The following is an 18,085-nucleotide window of genomic DNA, read 5'->3' as shown; positions in this document are numbered from 1 at the left end:
CTGGATACCCGCCATTCGCAGGTATTGCAGCAGCGAGGCGTCGACTTCGGACATTCCGCTGCCGCCGCTCCAGGGCCCCCATGAAATACTCAGTCCGGGCAGGCCCTGATAGCGGCGCTGGCGCATTAGCGCATCCTGCCACGCATTGGCCGCCCCGTAATGGATCTGGAGCCGGGAACCCCAGACGCCGGAAATAGACGTGAAACAGACAAACCACTGTAGAGAATGCTGACGGGTGAATTTATCCAGCAGGCGGGTGCCGGTAATTTTTGCGCCCGCCACCGCCTGGTAATCCTGCTGGCTGATGCTTTCCAGCGGGTTGAAGCGGCCAACCCCGGCGCAGTGGAAGACTCCGGCCAGCGGCTGATCCAGCTTTTCTATGCGGCTGAACAGCGCGGAAACCGAGGACTCATCGGTGATATCCGCCTCAATACAGGTCAGGGTAATACCCCGCGCCCGCCAGTGCGCCAGCCAGGCCTGCATGCTCCTGCGCGGCGGCTGGCGTCCGGTAAGGATCAGGTGACGTGCGCCGTTGTGGATCAGCCATTCGCTGATATGACGGCCCAGCGCTCCCCAGGCTCCAACCACCAGTACGGCAATATCCTCATTGATATGAAACGCCTCGTCCTGCTTCAGCATTGCGTCTTCCGCTGGCGTCAGGCAGGGGTGGAGCCACTGCTCCCCGCGCAGGCACAGCGCATCTTCCGTTTCAAAGCAGCTGGCAGCTCGCAGCAAGGTATCAGTTTGCTGACCGGGGCTGAGTTCCTGCCCGACGTCGAGCATCAGCCATTTACAGGCGGGATATTCAATCGCCAGCGCGCGCGCCGCGCCCCAGAGGGCCGCATGATCGGCATTACAGGGCTGAGCTTGCGGCGTCTGAGCATTATGGGTCAGCAAAATCAGCCGCAAAGCCCCACCCAACTGCTGGATCTGCTGTAGCCAGGCGATCAGCTGCCACGTTGCGTCTTCCGCCGGTGGCAAGAATACCGCCACATCGTGCTGTTGCCACTCTTTCACCAGCTGCTGCGGACGATCGCACCAGTGGGCCTCAACGTTCTGCGACGCAAAGGTCTCCGTCAGGCGGCTGGCGCTTTGCTCGTCGCCAATCAGCCAGTAACGCCCTTTCTGCCGTGAAGCCGTCGGTGTTTCAATACTCTCCCACTGTTGGGTATAAAGTGGCACGGCGCTGGCGCCAATCTGTACCGGCAATGGCTGAAGCGGCAGCGGTTCGCGCGGGGCGTCGCCGTCATAATCAAGCCAGTAGGTTTGGTGCTGGAACGGATAGCGCGGCAGCTGACGGGGCGAGAGCAGCGGGGCGCTAAACGCGCTGTTGGCGGCGTTTTCCCAGTCGAAATTTACCCCCAGAAGATAGAGGTCGCGCATTGCTTCACGTAGCACGGTCAGATCGTCACTGGCCCGGTGCTGGCTGGCAATCACCCTGATCGGATGTTCAGGCGGTTCCGCCAGCAGCTGTCGCTGCGCCAGGGCGCTGAGAATCGCGTGCGGGCCGATTTCGAGCAGCACGTCACAATGTTCACCGGCCACCGCCAGCGCCTGATGGAAGCGCACCGGCTGACGGGCGTGGCGTCGCCAGTAATCGCCATCCGGCGCGGTATCCATCAGGACACCCGTCAGCGTGGAGATCAGTGGGATGCCGGGCGGGGCCGTCTCAACTTGCCCGCAGCTTTGCTGCCATTCAGCCAGCATCGGGTCAAGCAGCGGCGAGTGGAACGCGTGAGAAACGCTCAGGGGGCGGGCGCTGACCTCCTCTTTCTCCAGCCGTATGCGCAGCGTGTTCAGCACCGGCAGAGCGCCCGCCAGCACGGTATCCTCCACGCCGTTCAGCGCCGCAATGGCAATGTGCTGGCGGTCGTCGTCAGCCAGCGCGTCAATCCGCTGTTGCGCAGCGCTGGCGCTAAGACGCACTGCCAGCATACCGCCGCCAGCGGGCAGCGCCTGCATCAGCGCGCCACGGCGCACAATTAATTTTGCGGCGTCTGCCAGACTCAGCGATCCGGCCAGCGTCAGCGCGGCAAATTCACCAATTGAATGGCCGAGCATCACCGCAGGCTGCACGCCGTAGCTTTGCCACAGGCGCGCCAGCGCGTAGCCCACGGCGAACAGCGCGGGCTGGGTGATGGCGGTCTGATTAAGACGGTCATTATCCTCACCGAGCATCAGCGCCAGCAGCGATTCGCCAAGGTATGGCGCGACGGCTGCCTCCACCTCATCCAGCGCGGCGCGAAATACCGGTTCGTTCTCGTAGAGCCCTCGGGTCATTCCGGCATACTGCGCGCCCTGACCGGTAAACATGAAACCGACGCGCGGCGTTTTGTGGGAGGTTTCACCCGGGGAAAGCTGCGTCAGCCGATCGCGCAGTCCGGCAATATCGCTGGCGACCAGCGCAAGACGGAGCGGATGATGATCGCGCTGTCGGGCAAGGCTGGCAGCCAATGAGGCCAGCGGCAGCGAGTCGTCCAGGCGATCTGTCCACGCTTTTCGCAGGGCCTCTAACGCATCGACGGACCTGGCGGAAAGCAGGATCAGTTGCGGGGTGATACGGCTGTCCGCCGCCGTGGGAAGGCGCGGCGGCGCCTGCTCCAGCACTATGTGAGCCAGCGTACCGGCAAAACCGTACGAGGTGACTCCCGCGCGACGGATATGCCCGCGATCGGGCCAGGGTTCTGGCCTTACCGGCAGGCGGGCAGGGATGCGCTGCAAATCAATCAGCGGGTTGATCTGATTCAGCCCGATGTGCGGCGGAATGATGCCATTTTCCAGCGCCAGCACCACTTTTACCACGCCGGACGCGCCGGCAGCGGCTTCAAGATGGCCGATGTTGGTTTTCACCGATCCCAGCCAGAGCGGATCGTCAGCCGACCGGCCAGCGAACACTTCAGCCACCGACTGGTACTCGATCGGGTCTCCCAGTCGGGTTCCCGTGCCGTGCAGCTCCAGGTAATCGATATCTCCGGGTTGCAGCCCGCTGCGCGACAGGACTCGCTGTAGCAAGCGACGCTGCGCCTCGCCGTTCGGCGCGGAAAGGCTGCTGCTCGCGCCATCCTGACGGATCAGGCTGTTGCGGATCACCGCCCGGATGGCGTCGCCGTCGGCCAGCGCCTGCGACAGGGGTTTGAGCAGGAAGGCCACGCACCCCTCACCGCGTACGTAGCCATCCGCGCTGGCGTCAAAAGTTTTACACTGACCGTCAGGAGCCAGCATCCCCGCTTTGTGCAGCACCTGGTCCACCTCCGGCAGCAGCTGGAGCTTGACGCCAGCGGCCAGCGCCATTTCGCACTCTCCCTGCCTCAGCGCCTGGCAGGCCATATGTAATGCGCTGTGCGCCGAAGAGCAGGCGGTATCCACCGCCACCGACGGGCCTTCCCAGCCATAAAAATAGGAGAGACGGCCACAGGCCGCGGCGAAAGAGTTGCCCGTGCCGTAATAAGCATCAAGATGCGCGCTGTCGCCGGTAATGAAGGGAATGTGCGAGTAGTCGTTAGTCCCGATACCCACGTAGACGCCAACATCAGCGCCTCTCAGCAGGGAAGGCCGCTGTCCGGCGTCTTCCAGCGCGTGCCAGCTTACCTCCAGCAGTATGCGCTGCTGGGGATCGGTGTTAATCGCTTCGCGCGGCGACATGGCGAAGAAGGCCGCATCGAAATCGGCCGGACGATTCAGAAAGGCGCCGAAACCGGGGATATCTTCGCTGCTGCTAAAGCGTTCAGCGGGCATAGGACGGATCGCAGAACGTCCTTCTGACAGCAATTGCCAGAACTGCTCATCGGTTTGCGCCTCTTCCCCGTCGGCTGCTGGCAGGCGGAATGCCATACCAACGATCGCCACCGGTTCATCGATGGCGGTTCTTTGTTCTCGCGGTGCCAACTCTGCCACCGGCTGTCTGAAGGCATTGATGCGTGCAGTTAATCCCGCCACCGTTGGAGAATCGAACAGCGTGCTTTCCGGCAGTTCGACGCCAAACGCCTGCTGGATCTTCGCCTGCAGCGTAACCGCGTCAACGGAATCCAGCCCGTAGCTGAACAGTGACTGATGCGGATCGATATTACGGGCGGCCACCGTACCCAGCAGCAGGGCCGCCTGCTGGCTAATCCAGCCGGGAATATCTGCTGCTGGCGGGGTTTCCGGTTCAGCTCGCGTTGTTTCATCCCACAGTATGTGCAGTTGCTGCTGCTGCCACGCTTCATTCATCGCATGGCGGCGCACTTTGCCGCTGGTGGTGCGCAGCAGGGTGCCTTTCCGGACCGGTATCACCCGCCAGGCATTTAGCTGATGCTGCGTGGCGATAGCCTCTCTGACGGCGGAGACCAGCTGCCGAAGCGCCTCTTCTCCGGCCCGCTGAGCTTCCAGCACCACGATCAGCCGCTCTTCATCCTCCTCCTGGCAGGCAAAGGCCGCCGCGCCATCGGCAACGGCCAGTGGGTGAGCCGTCACGGCGGTCGCTTCGATATCATTGGGATAGTGACACTGTCCGCGGACGATCAGACAGTCCTTCAGGCGGCCAGTGATAAACAGTTGCCCCTGATGAAGAAACCCCAAATCGCCGGTGCGCATGTAGTGCCTGTTGGACGTATCCAGCGTTGCGGCGAAAGTCTCCCGGGTCTCCTGCTCGCGGTGCCAGTAGCCCTGTGCCACCGCCGGGCCGCTAATCCATATTTCACCTACGCGATTTTCGGCCACGGGAAGACGATGGACGGGATCGACGATGCGTAAATCCTGGCCACCGAACTCATTGCCGCAGCCGACATAGCGCCGCGTCTGGCTGCCGGGTTTATCCGCCACCGCCACCTCATCCCGCAGCAGGGCAGTCTTATCAATGTCCAGATAGACCGGTGCGCTGGCGCTGTTGCCGGCGGCAATCAGGGTGGCTTCGGCCAGGCCGTAAGAGGGTTTTAGCGCCTCACGACGCAGGCCGCAGGCGCTAAAACAGCGCCAGAAAGCCTCAAGCTGCTCAGCGGAGACCGGTTCCGCCGATGGAACCAGACTGACGATTGAGGAGAGGTCCAGGCCAACGAGGCGGTGCGGCTGCTGCTGAGCGGCCTCGGTACAGCGTTGCAGGGCAAAATTAGGGCAGGGCAACACCGTGCCCCGATGTGAACTGGCAAGCTCAAGCCAGCGCAGCGGATCTTTTACAAAGGCCGCCGGAGGGAAGTACACCGCCGTGCTGCCTGAGATCAGCGGTGACAGGATACCCATGATCAGCCCGAGATCGTGGTACAGCGGAAGCCAGCTTACCACCACGCTCTCCTTCGTCGGGCAAGTCAGGCAGGTGAGGAAATCGAGATTCGCCAGCAGATTGTGGTGCCGGTTAATCACCCCTTTAGGCTGACCGGTTGATCCGGAGGTGTATTGCAGGAAGGCAATGCTTTCACCGCTGATTGCCGCCGGGCGCCAGCGTAAATTCTGGGAGGAGGCGTCTTCAGCCAGGGTATCCATGACGTCGAGGTGATGGCGCTGCGCAAAGTGCATCAGCGAATCGCGCGATGCCGCCACAATGTCTGACCCGGTGAGGATGGCTACCGGCTGGCAGTCTTGCGTAATGGCATCCAGCTTCTCCAGCACCCGCTTGACCCGCGACGGTCCCGTCAGATTGACCGGCACGCCGACTATTCCGGCGTAAAAGCAGGCAAGCAGGGTGATTACGTACTCGACGCCTGATGGGTAGAGAATCAGCGCGGCGGAACCGGCAGAGTATCGCTGCTGTAGCCTGGCGGCGAGCGCGCGCGACCGGGCGGCGACCATCCCGTAGGTTAACACTTGCTCGCTGCCGTCATGGGCGACAAATCGCAGGGCGGGGAAGTCGTGTTGCTGACGGGCATAAAATTCTATGCCGTCGACCAGCGTCGTAAATTGATTCAATGAAGGTTGCTGCGATGCCATTTTGCTTAGACCCCAAATCGTTAACTATTCGTGGAATTAAGCATCGCTCACTGCATTCAGTATAATTAATAAAGGATTTTTCAGCTATTTGCGCCAAATTAAGCGCATAAAGCACTACAGGTTGTGCTGTTTTATTCATTAAATTTCGCTTGTAACCGTAATAGAAATAATTATCATTAGCAATATCATTAGAGTGAATAAAGTATGTCAAAACCTGATATACCCGGTGGGAACGGCCGGTAAGCGGGTTACTTGCAACGGGAGCCGCGGTGAATTCTGAAGACAGTGACATTCATCTCCTACTGGAGAGGATCGCCGATAACCTGACCCACGTACTGGATTTGGACGTGGATCGGCAGCGGGAAGAGTGCGCCCTGCGCGGTCAGCTTCGGCAGCGAGCGAAACGCTACACGGTAGCCGTGGGGTCCCGCCTGGAGCAGGCGAAACGGCACCGCGATGAACCGGATATTGACTGGCAGTACCTGGATTTCAGCAATGCGCTCTCGCGCCGTCGCCTCAGCCAGCCCGGTTTTGACGTGGTGTTACTTCCTTCGGCACCGGATGATCTGGCGCCGTGGCAGCAGCTGCTGCGACACGGCGGATGGCTGATCGCCGGCAGCGCAGGGCGCTGGCAGAGCTGGCAGCATCAGCCCGCAAGCGTCCCGCCTGACCCTTTCCCGCTTACCGATATTCAGCACGCCTACTGGATTGGCCGCAGCCAGTCTCTCTCACTGGGCGGCGTCTCCTGTCACGTCTATTTCGAATGGTGGATTGAGGATTTTAATCTGCCGCTGTTTGAGTCCGCCTGGAACCGGGTGATCGCCAGGCATGGCATGATGCGGGCCTGCGTCGATCATGACGGGCTACAGCGAATTTTACCGCAGGTGCCGCACTACGCTATCGCCATTGACGATCTGCGTGCGCTGACGACGCCGGAGCGTGACGCCAGGCTTAAGGAAACTCGCCGTGAGATGTGTGAGCAGGTGCTGGACGCCAGCCGCTGGCCGCTGTTCGACCTGCGCGCCAGTCAGCAAACCGAAAACGGATACCGTATCCATCTGGACCTCGATCTGCTGACCTTTGACGTGCAAAGTTTCCACATTGTGCTGGCTGAGCTGGCGCGTTTTTACCGTCAGCCCACGCTGACGTTGCCGCCGATCCACTACAGCTTCCGGGATTATCAGCTGGATGAAGCGCAGGCCCGCAAGCAGTCCGGCTATGCCGAGGATCGGGCATGGTGGCTGGCGCGGCTTGACCAGCTGCATCCGGCTCCCCAGTTACCCCTGCGCTGCCAGCCTTCAGCGGTAGCGCGCCCTGAGTTTCGTCGCTTGCAGCGCCGTATCGAACCGGAACGCTGGCAGCGTTTATCCGGCCGCGCGGCGGCGGCGGGAATAACTCCCTCGGCTATGCTGCTTGCCGCGTTTGGCGAATTGCTGACGCTGTGGAGCGAAGAGCCCCGCTTTACCCTTAACCTGACGCACTTCAACCGACGCGCCCACCATCCTGATGTGGCCCAACTGGTGGGGGATTTCACCTCCGTTTTGCTGCTGAGCATTGATTGCAGCACGGCACAGCCTTTTTGTCAGCGGGCGGAACAGGTCCAGCAGATGCTCTGGGAACGTCTGGCCCATAGCCGTTTTAGCGGCGTCGATGTTCTGCGCGAGTGGGCGAAGCGCCACGGCAGAGCAGACAGCAGCGCCATGCCGATCGTGTTTACCAGCCTGCTGGGGATGGACCTTGATACGCTGGTTGACGGGGCCGATCTGCTGGGCGAACCGGCGTATCTTTACACCGCCACGCCGCAGGTCTGGCTCGATCATCAGGTAATGGTGCGCAAGGGCAGCCTGGAATATAACTGGATTGTCATCGATAATCTGTTCCCCTCCGGGATGATCGATACCCTGTTCGCTGCCTGGGGCGACCTGCTGGACAGGCTTACCGACGACGATCTGATCTGGCGACAGCCGCTACAGCTGCCGCTTCCGGCGGAGGAGCAGGCGGTGCGGGAGGCGGTAAACCGTACCGCTAAAATGCTGCCGTGCGAACCGCTTCATACGGGCTTTTTCAGGCAGGCGCAGCGGCAACCGCAGGCTATTGCCCTGATCGCCGGAGAGACGCAGTGGACCTATCAGCAGCTGGCGCAGCAGGCGCTACGGGTGGCGAGCCGCCTGGCTGAGTCGGACTGCTACGGTCAGCCGGTGATTGTTTCCCTACCCAAAGGCGCGCCGCAGATTATCGCCGCGCTGGGGGTGATGGCGGCTGGCGCGATTCTGGTGCCCGCCGCCAGCGACTGGCCGTTGGCCCGCCTGCATGAAGTAATCGAACAGTCTCAGGCCGTGGCACTGATTGCCGCTGACGACTGCCTCAGCCTCTGCCCGATGACTGACGGCGTCAGCCTTGATTCACTGCCGCAGGCTCTCGCCACGCCGGTGATGCCGCCGCTGACGCAGATTGCTTATATCATTTATACCTCCGGCTCCACCGGGAAACCGAAAGGGGTGGCGATGGCGCACGCCGCTACCGCCAATACGCTCACCGATGTCAGCGAACGCCTGGCGTTGAATGCGCAGGACCGGGTATTCGGTCTCTCCTCACTGAGCTTTGACCTGGCTATTTTTGATCTCTTTGCCACCCTGACGGCGGGTGCCGCGCTGGTTCTTCCTCAGCAGGAAGGGATGCGCGACGCGGCGCACTGGCTGACGCTGTTGCGCCAGCATCGGGTGACCTGCTGGAATTCCGTTCCTTCGCTGATGGCGATGCTGGTGGCGCACCTCCAGGCGCACAACGCTACGCTGCCGGATCTGCGCCACATTCTGCTTTCCGGTGACTGGATCGGCTGGGATTTGGTGGCCCGAATTCCAGCCGTAGCGCCCGCAGCGCGGCCGATCGCGCTTGGCGGCGCAACGGAAGCCGCCATCTGGTCAAACTGGTACGACATCGATCCGCTGAACCCGCGCGGCAACGCCGTGCCCTACGGCTATCCTCTGGCTAACCAGCAGTATGCGGTTCTGGATGCGCAAGGGCGGGATCGTCCGGCCGGCGTGGCGGGCGAATTGTATATCGCCGGGGTTGGGCTGGCATCCGGCTACTGGCGCGATCCTGAACGGACCCGTGCGGCGTTTATTCATCACGACGCCAGTCAGCAGCGTCTTTACCGTACGGGCGATCTCGCCTGCTATGACGCGCAGGGCTGCCTTGAGTTTCTCGGTCGGCGCGATGCTCAGGTGAAGATTGGCGGCTACCGCATTGAGCTGGGCGAGATCGAAGCGGCGCTGCTGGCGGAAGAACCGGTGCTGGCAGCGGTCGCCGACGTAGTGAAAACCCCGTCCGGGGCGCAGCAGTTGGCGGCCTGGCTGGTGATAGCGCCAGGGGATTCAGCGCAGGAAACGCTGCTGGCGGCAGGCCATCACGCTGCCGAACGGCTGCCTGAACCGACCCGGCTGGCGTCGCTGGCGGCATTTCAGACGGAGAGCGAATCACTGGCGCCGTTGATGATGCTGCACATTTTGCAGCAGATGAACTTCCTCCTGCCGGAGGGCTGGCGCATTGAAACACGCATTCAACAGCTCCGCATCGCTCCCTGCTTCAGACGGCTGCTGACCCGCTGGCATCACAGCCTGGAGGAGCAGGGTTTGCTTGAGCAGCAGCAGGGCGAATGGCGGCTCGGCGAATGCGCGCCAACTGCGCTGGCGCTGGAGCAGCGGCTCGATGATGGTAAACATCGTCTGCGGCAGTTCCTCAACTGGCTGGACAACGGGCCGCTGTTCGCCGACTGGCTATTTGCCAGCAGCAGCGCGATTGAAACCGTACTGCACGAGCCTCAGCTTGCCAGCAGCCTGCTGTTCCCAGAGGGCGACAGCCGGGCTTCGGAAGCCCTGTATCAGGGAAATATCATCGCTGACTATCTTGGCTCTGTCGCCGCCCGGTTACTGGAGACGGCGGTCGGGAAAAATACCGCCGCGCAGGTGATGGAAATTGGCGCAGGTATCGGCGGCCTGACCGCCAGCACGCTGCCCGCTTTTGCCGTGCTGGCGACGGAAGGTTCGTATCTTCATACGGACGTCAGCCCGTGGTTTACCCACTATGCCGAACAGCGTTTTGGCGAGTATGACGCCCTGCGTACCGGCCGCTATGACATCAATCAGCCCGCCGCCGCTCAGGGCTATGAGCAGGGCTCGATGGATGCGATTCTGGCCGCCAATGTGCTGCATAACGCCCACCGGCCGGAGGAGACGTTAGCTGACATCTACCAGTTGCTGAAGCCCGGCGCGTGCCTGCTGTTGCTGGAGGCCACCCACGACAAAGAGTTGCAGTGGGTGACGGCGGCGGCGGTGCTTGAACATGCCGCCGAAGGCGGTGAAAGCCACCGCGATTCCCCGTTACTCAGCGAAACGCAGTGGCGTGAATTACTGACCGCCGCAGGGTTTGCCCTGATTGACGTCTGGCCGCACGCCGGGACGCCGATGGCCTTTACCGGCCAGCAGCTGTTCCTTGCCTGTCGCCCACAGCCCGCTATTTCGCCGGAGCAGCTGCACGCGCGGCTAGCCCAGCGTCTGCCTGGGTATATGCTGCCCGATCGTCTGATCGCCGTGGCCAGGCTGCCGCTGAGCGCCAATGGCAAAATCGACCGCAAAAAACTTCCCCAGCCAGCCCATCAGCTTACGCAGCGGGAGCTGAGCGGCGAAGCGCCGCAAACGCCGACCGAGCAGCGTCTGGCCGCCCTCTGGTGTCAGCTGCTGCGCGTCAACCAGGTCAGCCGTCAGCAGGACTTTTTCACTGCCGGGGGCGACAGCCTGCTGGCGACCCGGCTTGCCACTCAGCTTAGCGCCGAATGGGGCCAGCAGGTGCCCATCAGGCTGATCTTTACCCACTCAACGCTACAACAAATGGCACGGGAGCTGGCGCTGCTAACGCAGCCTGCGCTGACGCCGCCGCTGATCGAACTGAATGAAGCGGGGCCGCGCAAACTCATCTGTCTGCATGCCAGCGACGGTTTCGCTACGCCTTATCAGCGACTGGCTGCCGCGCTGAATGGTCAGCTACAGTGCATTGGCCTTCAGGCCAGCGGGTTAACGCTGGATGAAGCGCCGATAGAGCAGATGGAACAGCAGGCCGCGCGCGCGATCGGCGCGTTGCGGCGGCAGGGTATAGACGGTCCCTGGCACCTGGCGGGCTGGTCAATGGGCGCCTGGCTGGCAATGGAGATGGCGCATCAACTGTTGCTTGCCGGTGAACAGGTAGCCTCATTAACGCTGATCGATCCTGCGCCCCAGGCGGCCATGCGTCGCTGCGCCGCCAGTGAATATGCCCTGTGGCAATCCATGGCGACGGCAGCGCTCACCGCCAGCATCACCACCTTTGATACCCTGACGCCGTCCGATCGACTGGCCTGCTGGCGTCGCGTGCTGCCGTCAGAGCTGGAGATGGATGACGCCCTGTTGCAGAGACTGATCGCCACCCTCCGCGCCAACGTTCAGGCTATGGTCAGCGCGCCGCGCAGGACGCTGGATATCCCCGCGCGGGTCGTGCTGGCCAGTCATCGCCAGCCAGAATGGGGGAGTGGTGAAGGGGGGCTCGACGACTGGTTCGGCACTCCGCCTGATTATTGCGTGATTGCCGACAGTAACCACCAGAACATTATTACCCAACCGACGCTGTTTACCGTGCTGCAACAGGCGATATTGCCGACCACACAAGGATAAGCAATGCATGTCAGAATCCATTATTGATACCCAAGACTGGCCGCTGGTGCATTATGTCATGCCCGAGCAAATCCCGGATAGCGAGGCGGAACAGCATATCGCTGCCCTCCAGGCGGTACTCGATCGCCAACAGCCCTTTGTGCTTATTTTCAGCGGCGTTGAAATGCCCAGGGACTCCGCGCATTTTTTCAGGCTGTATAAGGCCTGGGGCGCCCGCACCAAAGAGGCGCAGAAGCGCTACTGCCGGGGAGCGGTAAGAGTGGAGCCTGATGAGGCGATTCGACGCTCTTTCTGGCGCAAAGCTCTGCGCTATCTCACCACCCGTACCATTCCCTATCCCTATCAGGTGGTTGCCAGCCAGGATGAGGCCGAACAGCAGGCGCAACGCTGGTTAGAAGATATTCATTAACCGGGGCAGGGAAACACCATGTCATCAACGCACTCTCCTTCGCCAGTCCGTACGCTGCTGGCCCTGATTTCCGGCGAGAAAACGTCGCTGAGATGGGCGATTGGCCTTGCCGCGCTTTCGGTGCTGCTGGAACTGATCCCCTATTACCTGCTGTGGATGGCGGCTAATGTGCTACAGGCAGGCGTTCTGGCTGGCGGGCAACTGCTCCAGCTGGCTGGCTGGCTGGCCGGAGCGCTGCTGTTGAAATATCTGCTGTTGGCATTCGCCGGTTATTTCAGTCACCTTGCCGCTTTTCGCGTGCTTTATCAGGTACGTCTGCGTATTGCCCGCGCGCTGACTCGCTTACCGCTGATGCAGCTTTCGCACTACAGTTCCGGCGGCCTGCGTGAAATCATTATCAATGATGTGGAACGGCTGGAAAGCTTTATCGCCCACCATACCGTAGACCTGACCGCCGCGCTGGTCAGCCCGCTGACGGCCGCGCTCTTTCTGTTCTGGCTGGACTGGAAAATGGCGCTGGCGGCGCTGGCTACCGTACCGCTGGCGATTCTGGCGCAAAAAATCTTCTCGCGCGGTATGCAACAGCGAACCGCGGAATATCATGAGGCTACCGAACGACTGAACGGCGCGATCGTGGAGTTTATCCGGGGTATCCCGGTCATGAAGGCTTACCGCCAGACCTCGCGCTCTTTCCGGCTGCTGCATGACAGCCTGACGCAGTATCATCAACTGGTCGGGCGTTTCACCCGGCGCGCCGTACCGGCCTGGTCGCTGTTTGTGGTGCTGCTCAATGCCAATATCTTTATTCTTCTGCCGTTGGGGATCTGGCGCATCAGTCAGGGTACGCTGACCACCGCTGAACTCGTGCTGGCGCTGATGCTTGGCAGCGGCCTGCTGAAGCCGCTACTGCGGGTAACCTTTCTCGGCACGCTGATGCGCGAAATTCTGGCTGGAATCACGCGTATTCAGCCTTTTTTGCAGGAAGACTCGTCCCCTCAGGGCACTAATACACCGGCAAATTCCACGCTGATCGCTGAGGGCGTCAGCTTTCGTTATGAACAGCGGGAAGTGGTAAATAACGTTTCTCTGCGTCTGGAACCGGGCGGTTTTTATGCGCTGGTTGGCCCTTCCGGTGCAGGGAAATCTACCCTGGCGTGGCTGCTTGCCGGGTTGCTGCCTGCTTCTGCCGGGCAAATCCATATTGGCGACACATTACTGAGCGAGCTGGATGACCGCACCCGCGCAAACAGGCTTGCGGTAGTCAGTCAGGATGTTTTCCTGTTTAAAGGCACGCTGGCGGAAAACCTGCGGATTGGCAATCCGCAGGCGTCGGAGGCGCAGATTTATCAGGCTCTCAATATCGCTCAGGCCGACAGTTTTGTGCAGGCGCTGCCGCTGGGGCTCCAGACTCCGCTGGACGAGCGCGGGCTGAGGCTTTCCGGCGGAGAACGACAGCGCATTGCTATTGCCCGTGCGCTGCTGGCGGATACGCCGATTTTGATTCTGGACGAAGCCACCGCCTTTGCCGATGCGCTGACCGAAGCCTCGTTTTATCAAGCCTTACGGCTGGCTCGCCCCAATACCACGGTGCTGACTATTGCTCACCGCCTGTTTGCCGTGCAGCAGGCGGACGCCATCTTACTGATGGAAAACGGCAGGCTGGTAGCCAGCGGCAGCCATTCCGGGTTGATAGAAAGCAACGGCCTGTACCAGCAACTCTGGCACAGCCAGTTTCAGCTGCAACACTGGCATATTCGCTCTGGAGAGTCATCCGATGTCAATGCTTAATCAGATCCAGGGAGAGGGCAAGCGGGGAGTGAGGCAGATTATCGGGGGCGTAATACTGCGTATTCTGGCCCAGCTGTTCGCTATTGCACCGTACTTTATCGCCTGGCTGGCGCTGCGGACCGTGGCGTTTCACCAGGGCGACTGGCCAAACTGGTCAGCGCTACTCTTCGCTCTGGCGATCTGTTTTATCGCCCAGCTAATCTGCTCCCATTTTGGCCAACTGGGCTGTTTTCTCGGCAGCTATGAAATCATGATGCGCTATCGTGAAGCCGTGGCCGATCACCTCCGCAAGCTGCCTCTGGGGTATTTTCAGCGCCGTCGGCTGGGAGAAACCAGCTCGCTGCTAACCGATCATATGCGCCGGGTGGAGGAGATATTTTCTCATTTGCTGCCGGAAGTGATCGTCAACCTCAGCACGCCGGTGATTTTTGTCATCTTGCTGCTGACCATCAACGTCCCGCTGACGCTGGCGCTGCTTTGTACTCTCCCCGTCGGCCTGCTGCTGCTTTGGGGCATGTCGGTATTTATGCTGCGCGCCACCCAACGGCAGGGCGAACGCTTTGCGCTGGCATCCGGGCTGCTGCTGGAATTTATTGGCGGGATAAAAACCTTACGGCAGTTCAACCGCCACCAGGGAATGCTTGCCACGCTGGATCGCACCTTTGGCGAGATAAAGCAGGCCAGTATGGGCATTGAGGCCTGGGGCGGCGGCGGGGTGCAACTGTTCCGGCTGTTTACTGAACTGGGACTGGTGGCGATGTTTATCTGCGCCAGCCAGCTTTTGCTGCATGAGGCACTCGATCCCTTCACCTGGCTGCTGTTTGTCTTAGTGGCGTTTAAAGTCATTGACCCACTGCTGGATGCCGCCGCCTGGTTCACGCTGATGAACGTGATGCGCCAGTCGTCCCGGCGTCTGAACGCTCTGATGGCCGAAACGGCGCAGGAGGAAGAGAGCGCTCAACCGCTCCCCGCACAGAACGCGCTCTCTTTCGATCGGGTGAGCTTTGCCTATGACCGTCAGCCGGTGCTGAAAAATATCTCTTTCAGCGTGCCGGAAGGAACAGTTACCGCGCTGGTTGGCGCATCCGGCAGCGGGAAAAGTACGCTCCTGCACCTGTCAGGCCGCTTCTGGGATGTGCAGCAGGGCACCATTTCGCTGGGCGGTGTGGATATTACACGGTTAGGCACGGCGCAGATTTATGACCGCATCGGCTATGTCTTCCAGGACGTGCAGTTATTTGACGGCTCGGTGATCGACAACGTCCGTATTGGCCGTCCAGACGCCAGCGATGAGGCGGTAATGGCCGCCTGCCGTGCGGCCTGCTGCCAGTCGTTTATCGACCTCTTGCCGCAGGGATACCATACCCGGCTTGGTGAGGGTGCGCAGAGGCTCTCCGGCGGTGAACGGCAGCGGCTCTCCATCGCCCGCATGATGCTGAAAGATCCGGCGATTATTCTACTGGATGAAGCCACCGCACTGCTCGATCCCCTGACCCAGGCGGAGATCCAGCTGGCGCTGTCCCGGCTGGCCGTCGGTAAGACCGTGATAATGATTGCTCACCGTCTGCGAACCGTTGAATACGCTGAGCAGATCCTGGTGCTGGACCAGGGTGAAATAGTGGAACAAGGGAACCATCAGCAGCTGATGGCTAAAAAGGGGGGCTATTACCGGCTGTGGCAGGTGCAGGAACAGGGGAACGGCAACAATGAGTGAGCCAGTGGATCGGCAGCAGCGGCAAAAAAAACGCGTATTTACCGGTTTTGCACTCTTGCTTATCGTCGCCACTCTGGCGCTGGCAGTCTGGTGGTGGTGCTTCTGGCGCGGCGTGGAGACCACCGACGATGCCTTTATCGATGGTCATCTGGCCCAGATCGCCTCGCAGATCTCAGGCCAGGTGGCAGCGATCAAGGTCAATGATAATCAGCATGTTAAGCAAGGCGAGCTGCTGGTGGAGCTTAACGCCCGCGACCAGCAGATTGCCTTAGAAAAAGCGCTGGCGGCGCGCAGCATTACCGAAGCGCGCGTGCAGCAAAGCCGCGCGGAGCTGACGGCGCTGGCCGCCAGCCTGGAGCAGGGCGAGGCTAACGTTCAGCTGGCCGATGCTGAATATCAGCGCGACAACAAAGAGTATCAACGCTATCGCCAGTCCGGTATGGCCGTCAGTCACAGCGAACTGGATGCTAAAGCGGCCAGCGCAAAAACCAGCGCGGCGAATCTGCTGGCTCAGCGTAAGAACGTCAGCTACAGCCAGGCGCAGCTGCTGAAGGCCAGGGCGGTGCTGAAGGAGTATCAGGCCACGCTGACGCAGGACCAGGCTGAAATCGATAATGCCCGACAGCAGCTGAGCTATACCCGTATTACCGCGCCGTTCGATGGTTACGTAGCAAAACGCAGCGCCGAAGCGGGGAACGTGATCGGCGCTGGCAGTTCACTGATGTACGTGATTGACGACCGCATCTGGGTTACGGCCAATTTTAAGGAAAATCAGCTGGCGGAAATGCAGCCGGGGCAGCCGGTTGAAATCCGCGTTGACGCCTGGCCGCAAAAGCGTTTCCAGGCGCGTGTTGACAGTATTCAGCGGGCGACGGGGTCCGTTTTCAGCCTGCTGCCATCTGAAAATGCCACCGGGAATTATGTGAAGATCGTTCAGCGGCTTCCGGTGAAGATCGTTTTTACCGATAAGGATATCGCCAGCTATCCGCTCTCGCCGGGAATGTCGGTGGTGCCATTTGTTAACGTAAGGCGCTGAGCGTGGACCCCCTTTTACCGCGCTCTGCGGCCGGGCATCACAACCCGTGGCTGGTTGCGGTGGTCGCTTCCATCGCCACTTTTATGGAAGTGCTGGACACCACGGTAGCCAGCGTGTCGCTTTATCACATCGCCGCCAGCATGGGGGTGAGCTATAACGAATCGCTGTGGGTGATTACCTGTTATATGGTGGCTAACGCGCTGATCCTGCCGGTGAGCGGATGGCTGGCAAATGCGCTGGGCCGCAAGTGCTATTACATGATCAGCGTGGCGTTGTTCACTTTGGCCTCGTTTCTTTGCAGCGTCGCGCCGACGCTGGAGTGGTTGATTCTGGCTCGCGTGCTACAGGGGATCGGCGGCGGCGGGCTGGCACCGGTCGAGCAATCTATTCTGGTGGACTCCTTCAGCGAGAAGAAACGCCCTCAGGCTTTTGCGCTGTACGGCGTGGCGGTGCTGGTAGCGCCCGCCATCGGTCCGCTGGTGGGGGGAATGCTGACCGATGCGCTCTCATGGCACTGGGTTTTCCTGATTAACGTGCCGATAGGCTTGCTGTCGCTGGTGCTGTGCTACTACCTGATTGATGAGCCCCCGCTACTGGTAAGCGAACGTAAGCAGCGCAAAATCGAGGGGATGCGTATCGATTATATTGGGCTGCTGCTGATTATCGTTGGTTTCAGCGCGCTGCAGCTTTGCCTCGATCGCTTTGATCTGTATGACGGCTTTGATTCCGTCTTTATCATCGTGACCGCGCTGATTGCCTTCGTCTGCCTGAGTTTTCTGCCGCTGTGGGAGTGGTTTCACCCTCAGCCGATCCTCGATATCCGTTTGTTTCTGCACCGCAACTTTGCAACTGGTTCCCTGCTGATGTTTCTGATCGGCATCCTGGTAGTCAGCACCACCCAGCTGTTGCCGCAGATGACGCAGGAACTGATGGGCTACGATGCCTGGACCGCCGGACTGACGCTTGGCGCGGGCGGCGGGGCGATTATGCTGTCAATGATAGTGACCGGCGTTATCGCCAGTAAACTTAGCGCCCAGCGTTTTCTGGTGCTGCTGGGGCTGCTGGTTAGCGCATGTTCTCTCTGGCATTTCAGCCGGTTAACGCCGGATATCGACTTTTCCAGCCTGGTATGGGCGAGAGTGCTACAGGTTATCGGTTTGCCGTTAATCCTGATCCCGGTTGCCGCGCTGTCTTTTAAAGGATTAGCAGGGCATAAAAGCAATGAGGCGTCGGCAATTTCGACCTTACTGCGCAATCTGGGCGGCAGTATCGGTATTGCCTGGGTAGTGAATTTGATGCATCAGCGTACCCATCTGCACTATGAGCGGCTGGGCGAGCATTTAACAGCGGCTGATACGGTGATGTTTACCGTGCAAACGTTGGGGGAGGCGCTGTATAAGCAGGCGAGGATGATGGCCTATCTGGACATTTACTGGATTATGGCGGTGGTTGCGCTGACGTTTCTGTTCCTGCCACTGCTCTTCAGAGAACGCGGGTGAGGGGGGCTTAAGACCGGCGTTTTGGTGCCTGATGCCTGT

General features: G+C 60.6%; 7 protein-coding genes. 6 read left to right on the top strand and 1 reads right to left on the bottom strand.

Annotated elements, in window-relative coordinates:
* On the bottom strand, window positions 1-5,877 hold a 5,877-nt coding region (locus NG99_RS12750), incomplete at its 3' end, for a type I polyketide synthase (protein WP_198138770.1).
* 290 nt (window positions 5,878-6,167) lie between these two features.
* On the opposite strand from NG99_RS12750, the gene NG99_RS12745 reads away from it, so the two are divergent.
* The 6 genes from NG99_RS12745 to NG99_RS12720 are packed head-to-tail and all read left to right on the top strand — an operon-like array spanning window position 6,168 to window position 18,046.
* On the top strand, window positions 6,168-11,600 hold the full coding sequence (locus NG99_RS12745) for a non-ribosomal peptide synthetase (protein WP_052130689.1): 5,433 nt from the start codon (window positions 6,168-6,170) through the stop codon (window positions 11,598-11,600).
* A gap of 7 nt (window positions 11,601-11,607) precedes the next feature.
* The gene (locus tag NG99_RS12740) at window positions 11,608-12,009 is read left to right on the top strand and encodes a hypothetical protein (protein WP_034893160.1); all 402 of its coding nucleotides are present in this window, start codon (window positions 11,608-11,610) and stop codon (window positions 12,007-12,009) included.
* An 18-nt stretch (window positions 12,010-12,027) separates the two neighbouring features.
* Complete coding sequence (locus tag NG99_RS12735; RefSeq protein ID WP_034893158.1) at window positions 12,028-13,797, top strand: ABC transporter ATP-binding protein; 1,770 nt, start codon at window positions 12,028-12,030, stop codon at window positions 13,795-13,797.
* Window positions 13,784-15,511 (top strand): ABC transporter ATP-binding protein, encoded by a 1,728-nt coding sequence (locus tag NG99_RS12730; RefSeq protein WP_034893155.1) that lies wholly within the window; start codon window positions 13,784-13,786, stop codon window positions 15,509-15,511. The genes NG99_RS12735 and NG99_RS12730 overlap by 14 nt, the downstream gene beginning before the upstream one ends.
* Window positions 15,504-16,547 carry an HlyD family secretion protein gene (locus tag NG99_RS12725; protein ID WP_052130688.1) on the top strand — a complete coding sequence of 348 codons (1,044 nt, stop codon included), beginning with the start codon at window positions 15,504-15,506 and terminating at the stop codon, window positions 16,545-16,547. Before NG99_RS12730 ends, NG99_RS12725 begins: the two co-directional genes overlap by 8 nt.
* Window positions 16,548-16,549: 2 nt before the next feature.
* Window positions 16,550-18,046: a DHA2 family efflux MFS transporter permease subunit gene (locus tag NG99_RS12720; protein ID WP_052130687.1), complete on the top strand. Its 1,497-nt coding sequence runs from the start codon at window positions 16,550-16,552 to the stop codon at window positions 18,044-18,046.
* Window positions 18,047-18,085 lie beyond the last annotated feature (39 nt).

It is taken from the genome of Erwinia typographi (assembly GCF_000773975.1).
Classification (GTDB): domain Bacteria; phylum Pseudomonadota; class Gammaproteobacteria; order Enterobacterales; family Enterobacteriaceae; genus Erwinia; species Erwinia typographi.
Note: the sequence above shows the minus strand (reverse complement) of the source record. Positions and strands in the feature narration are given on the sequence as shown.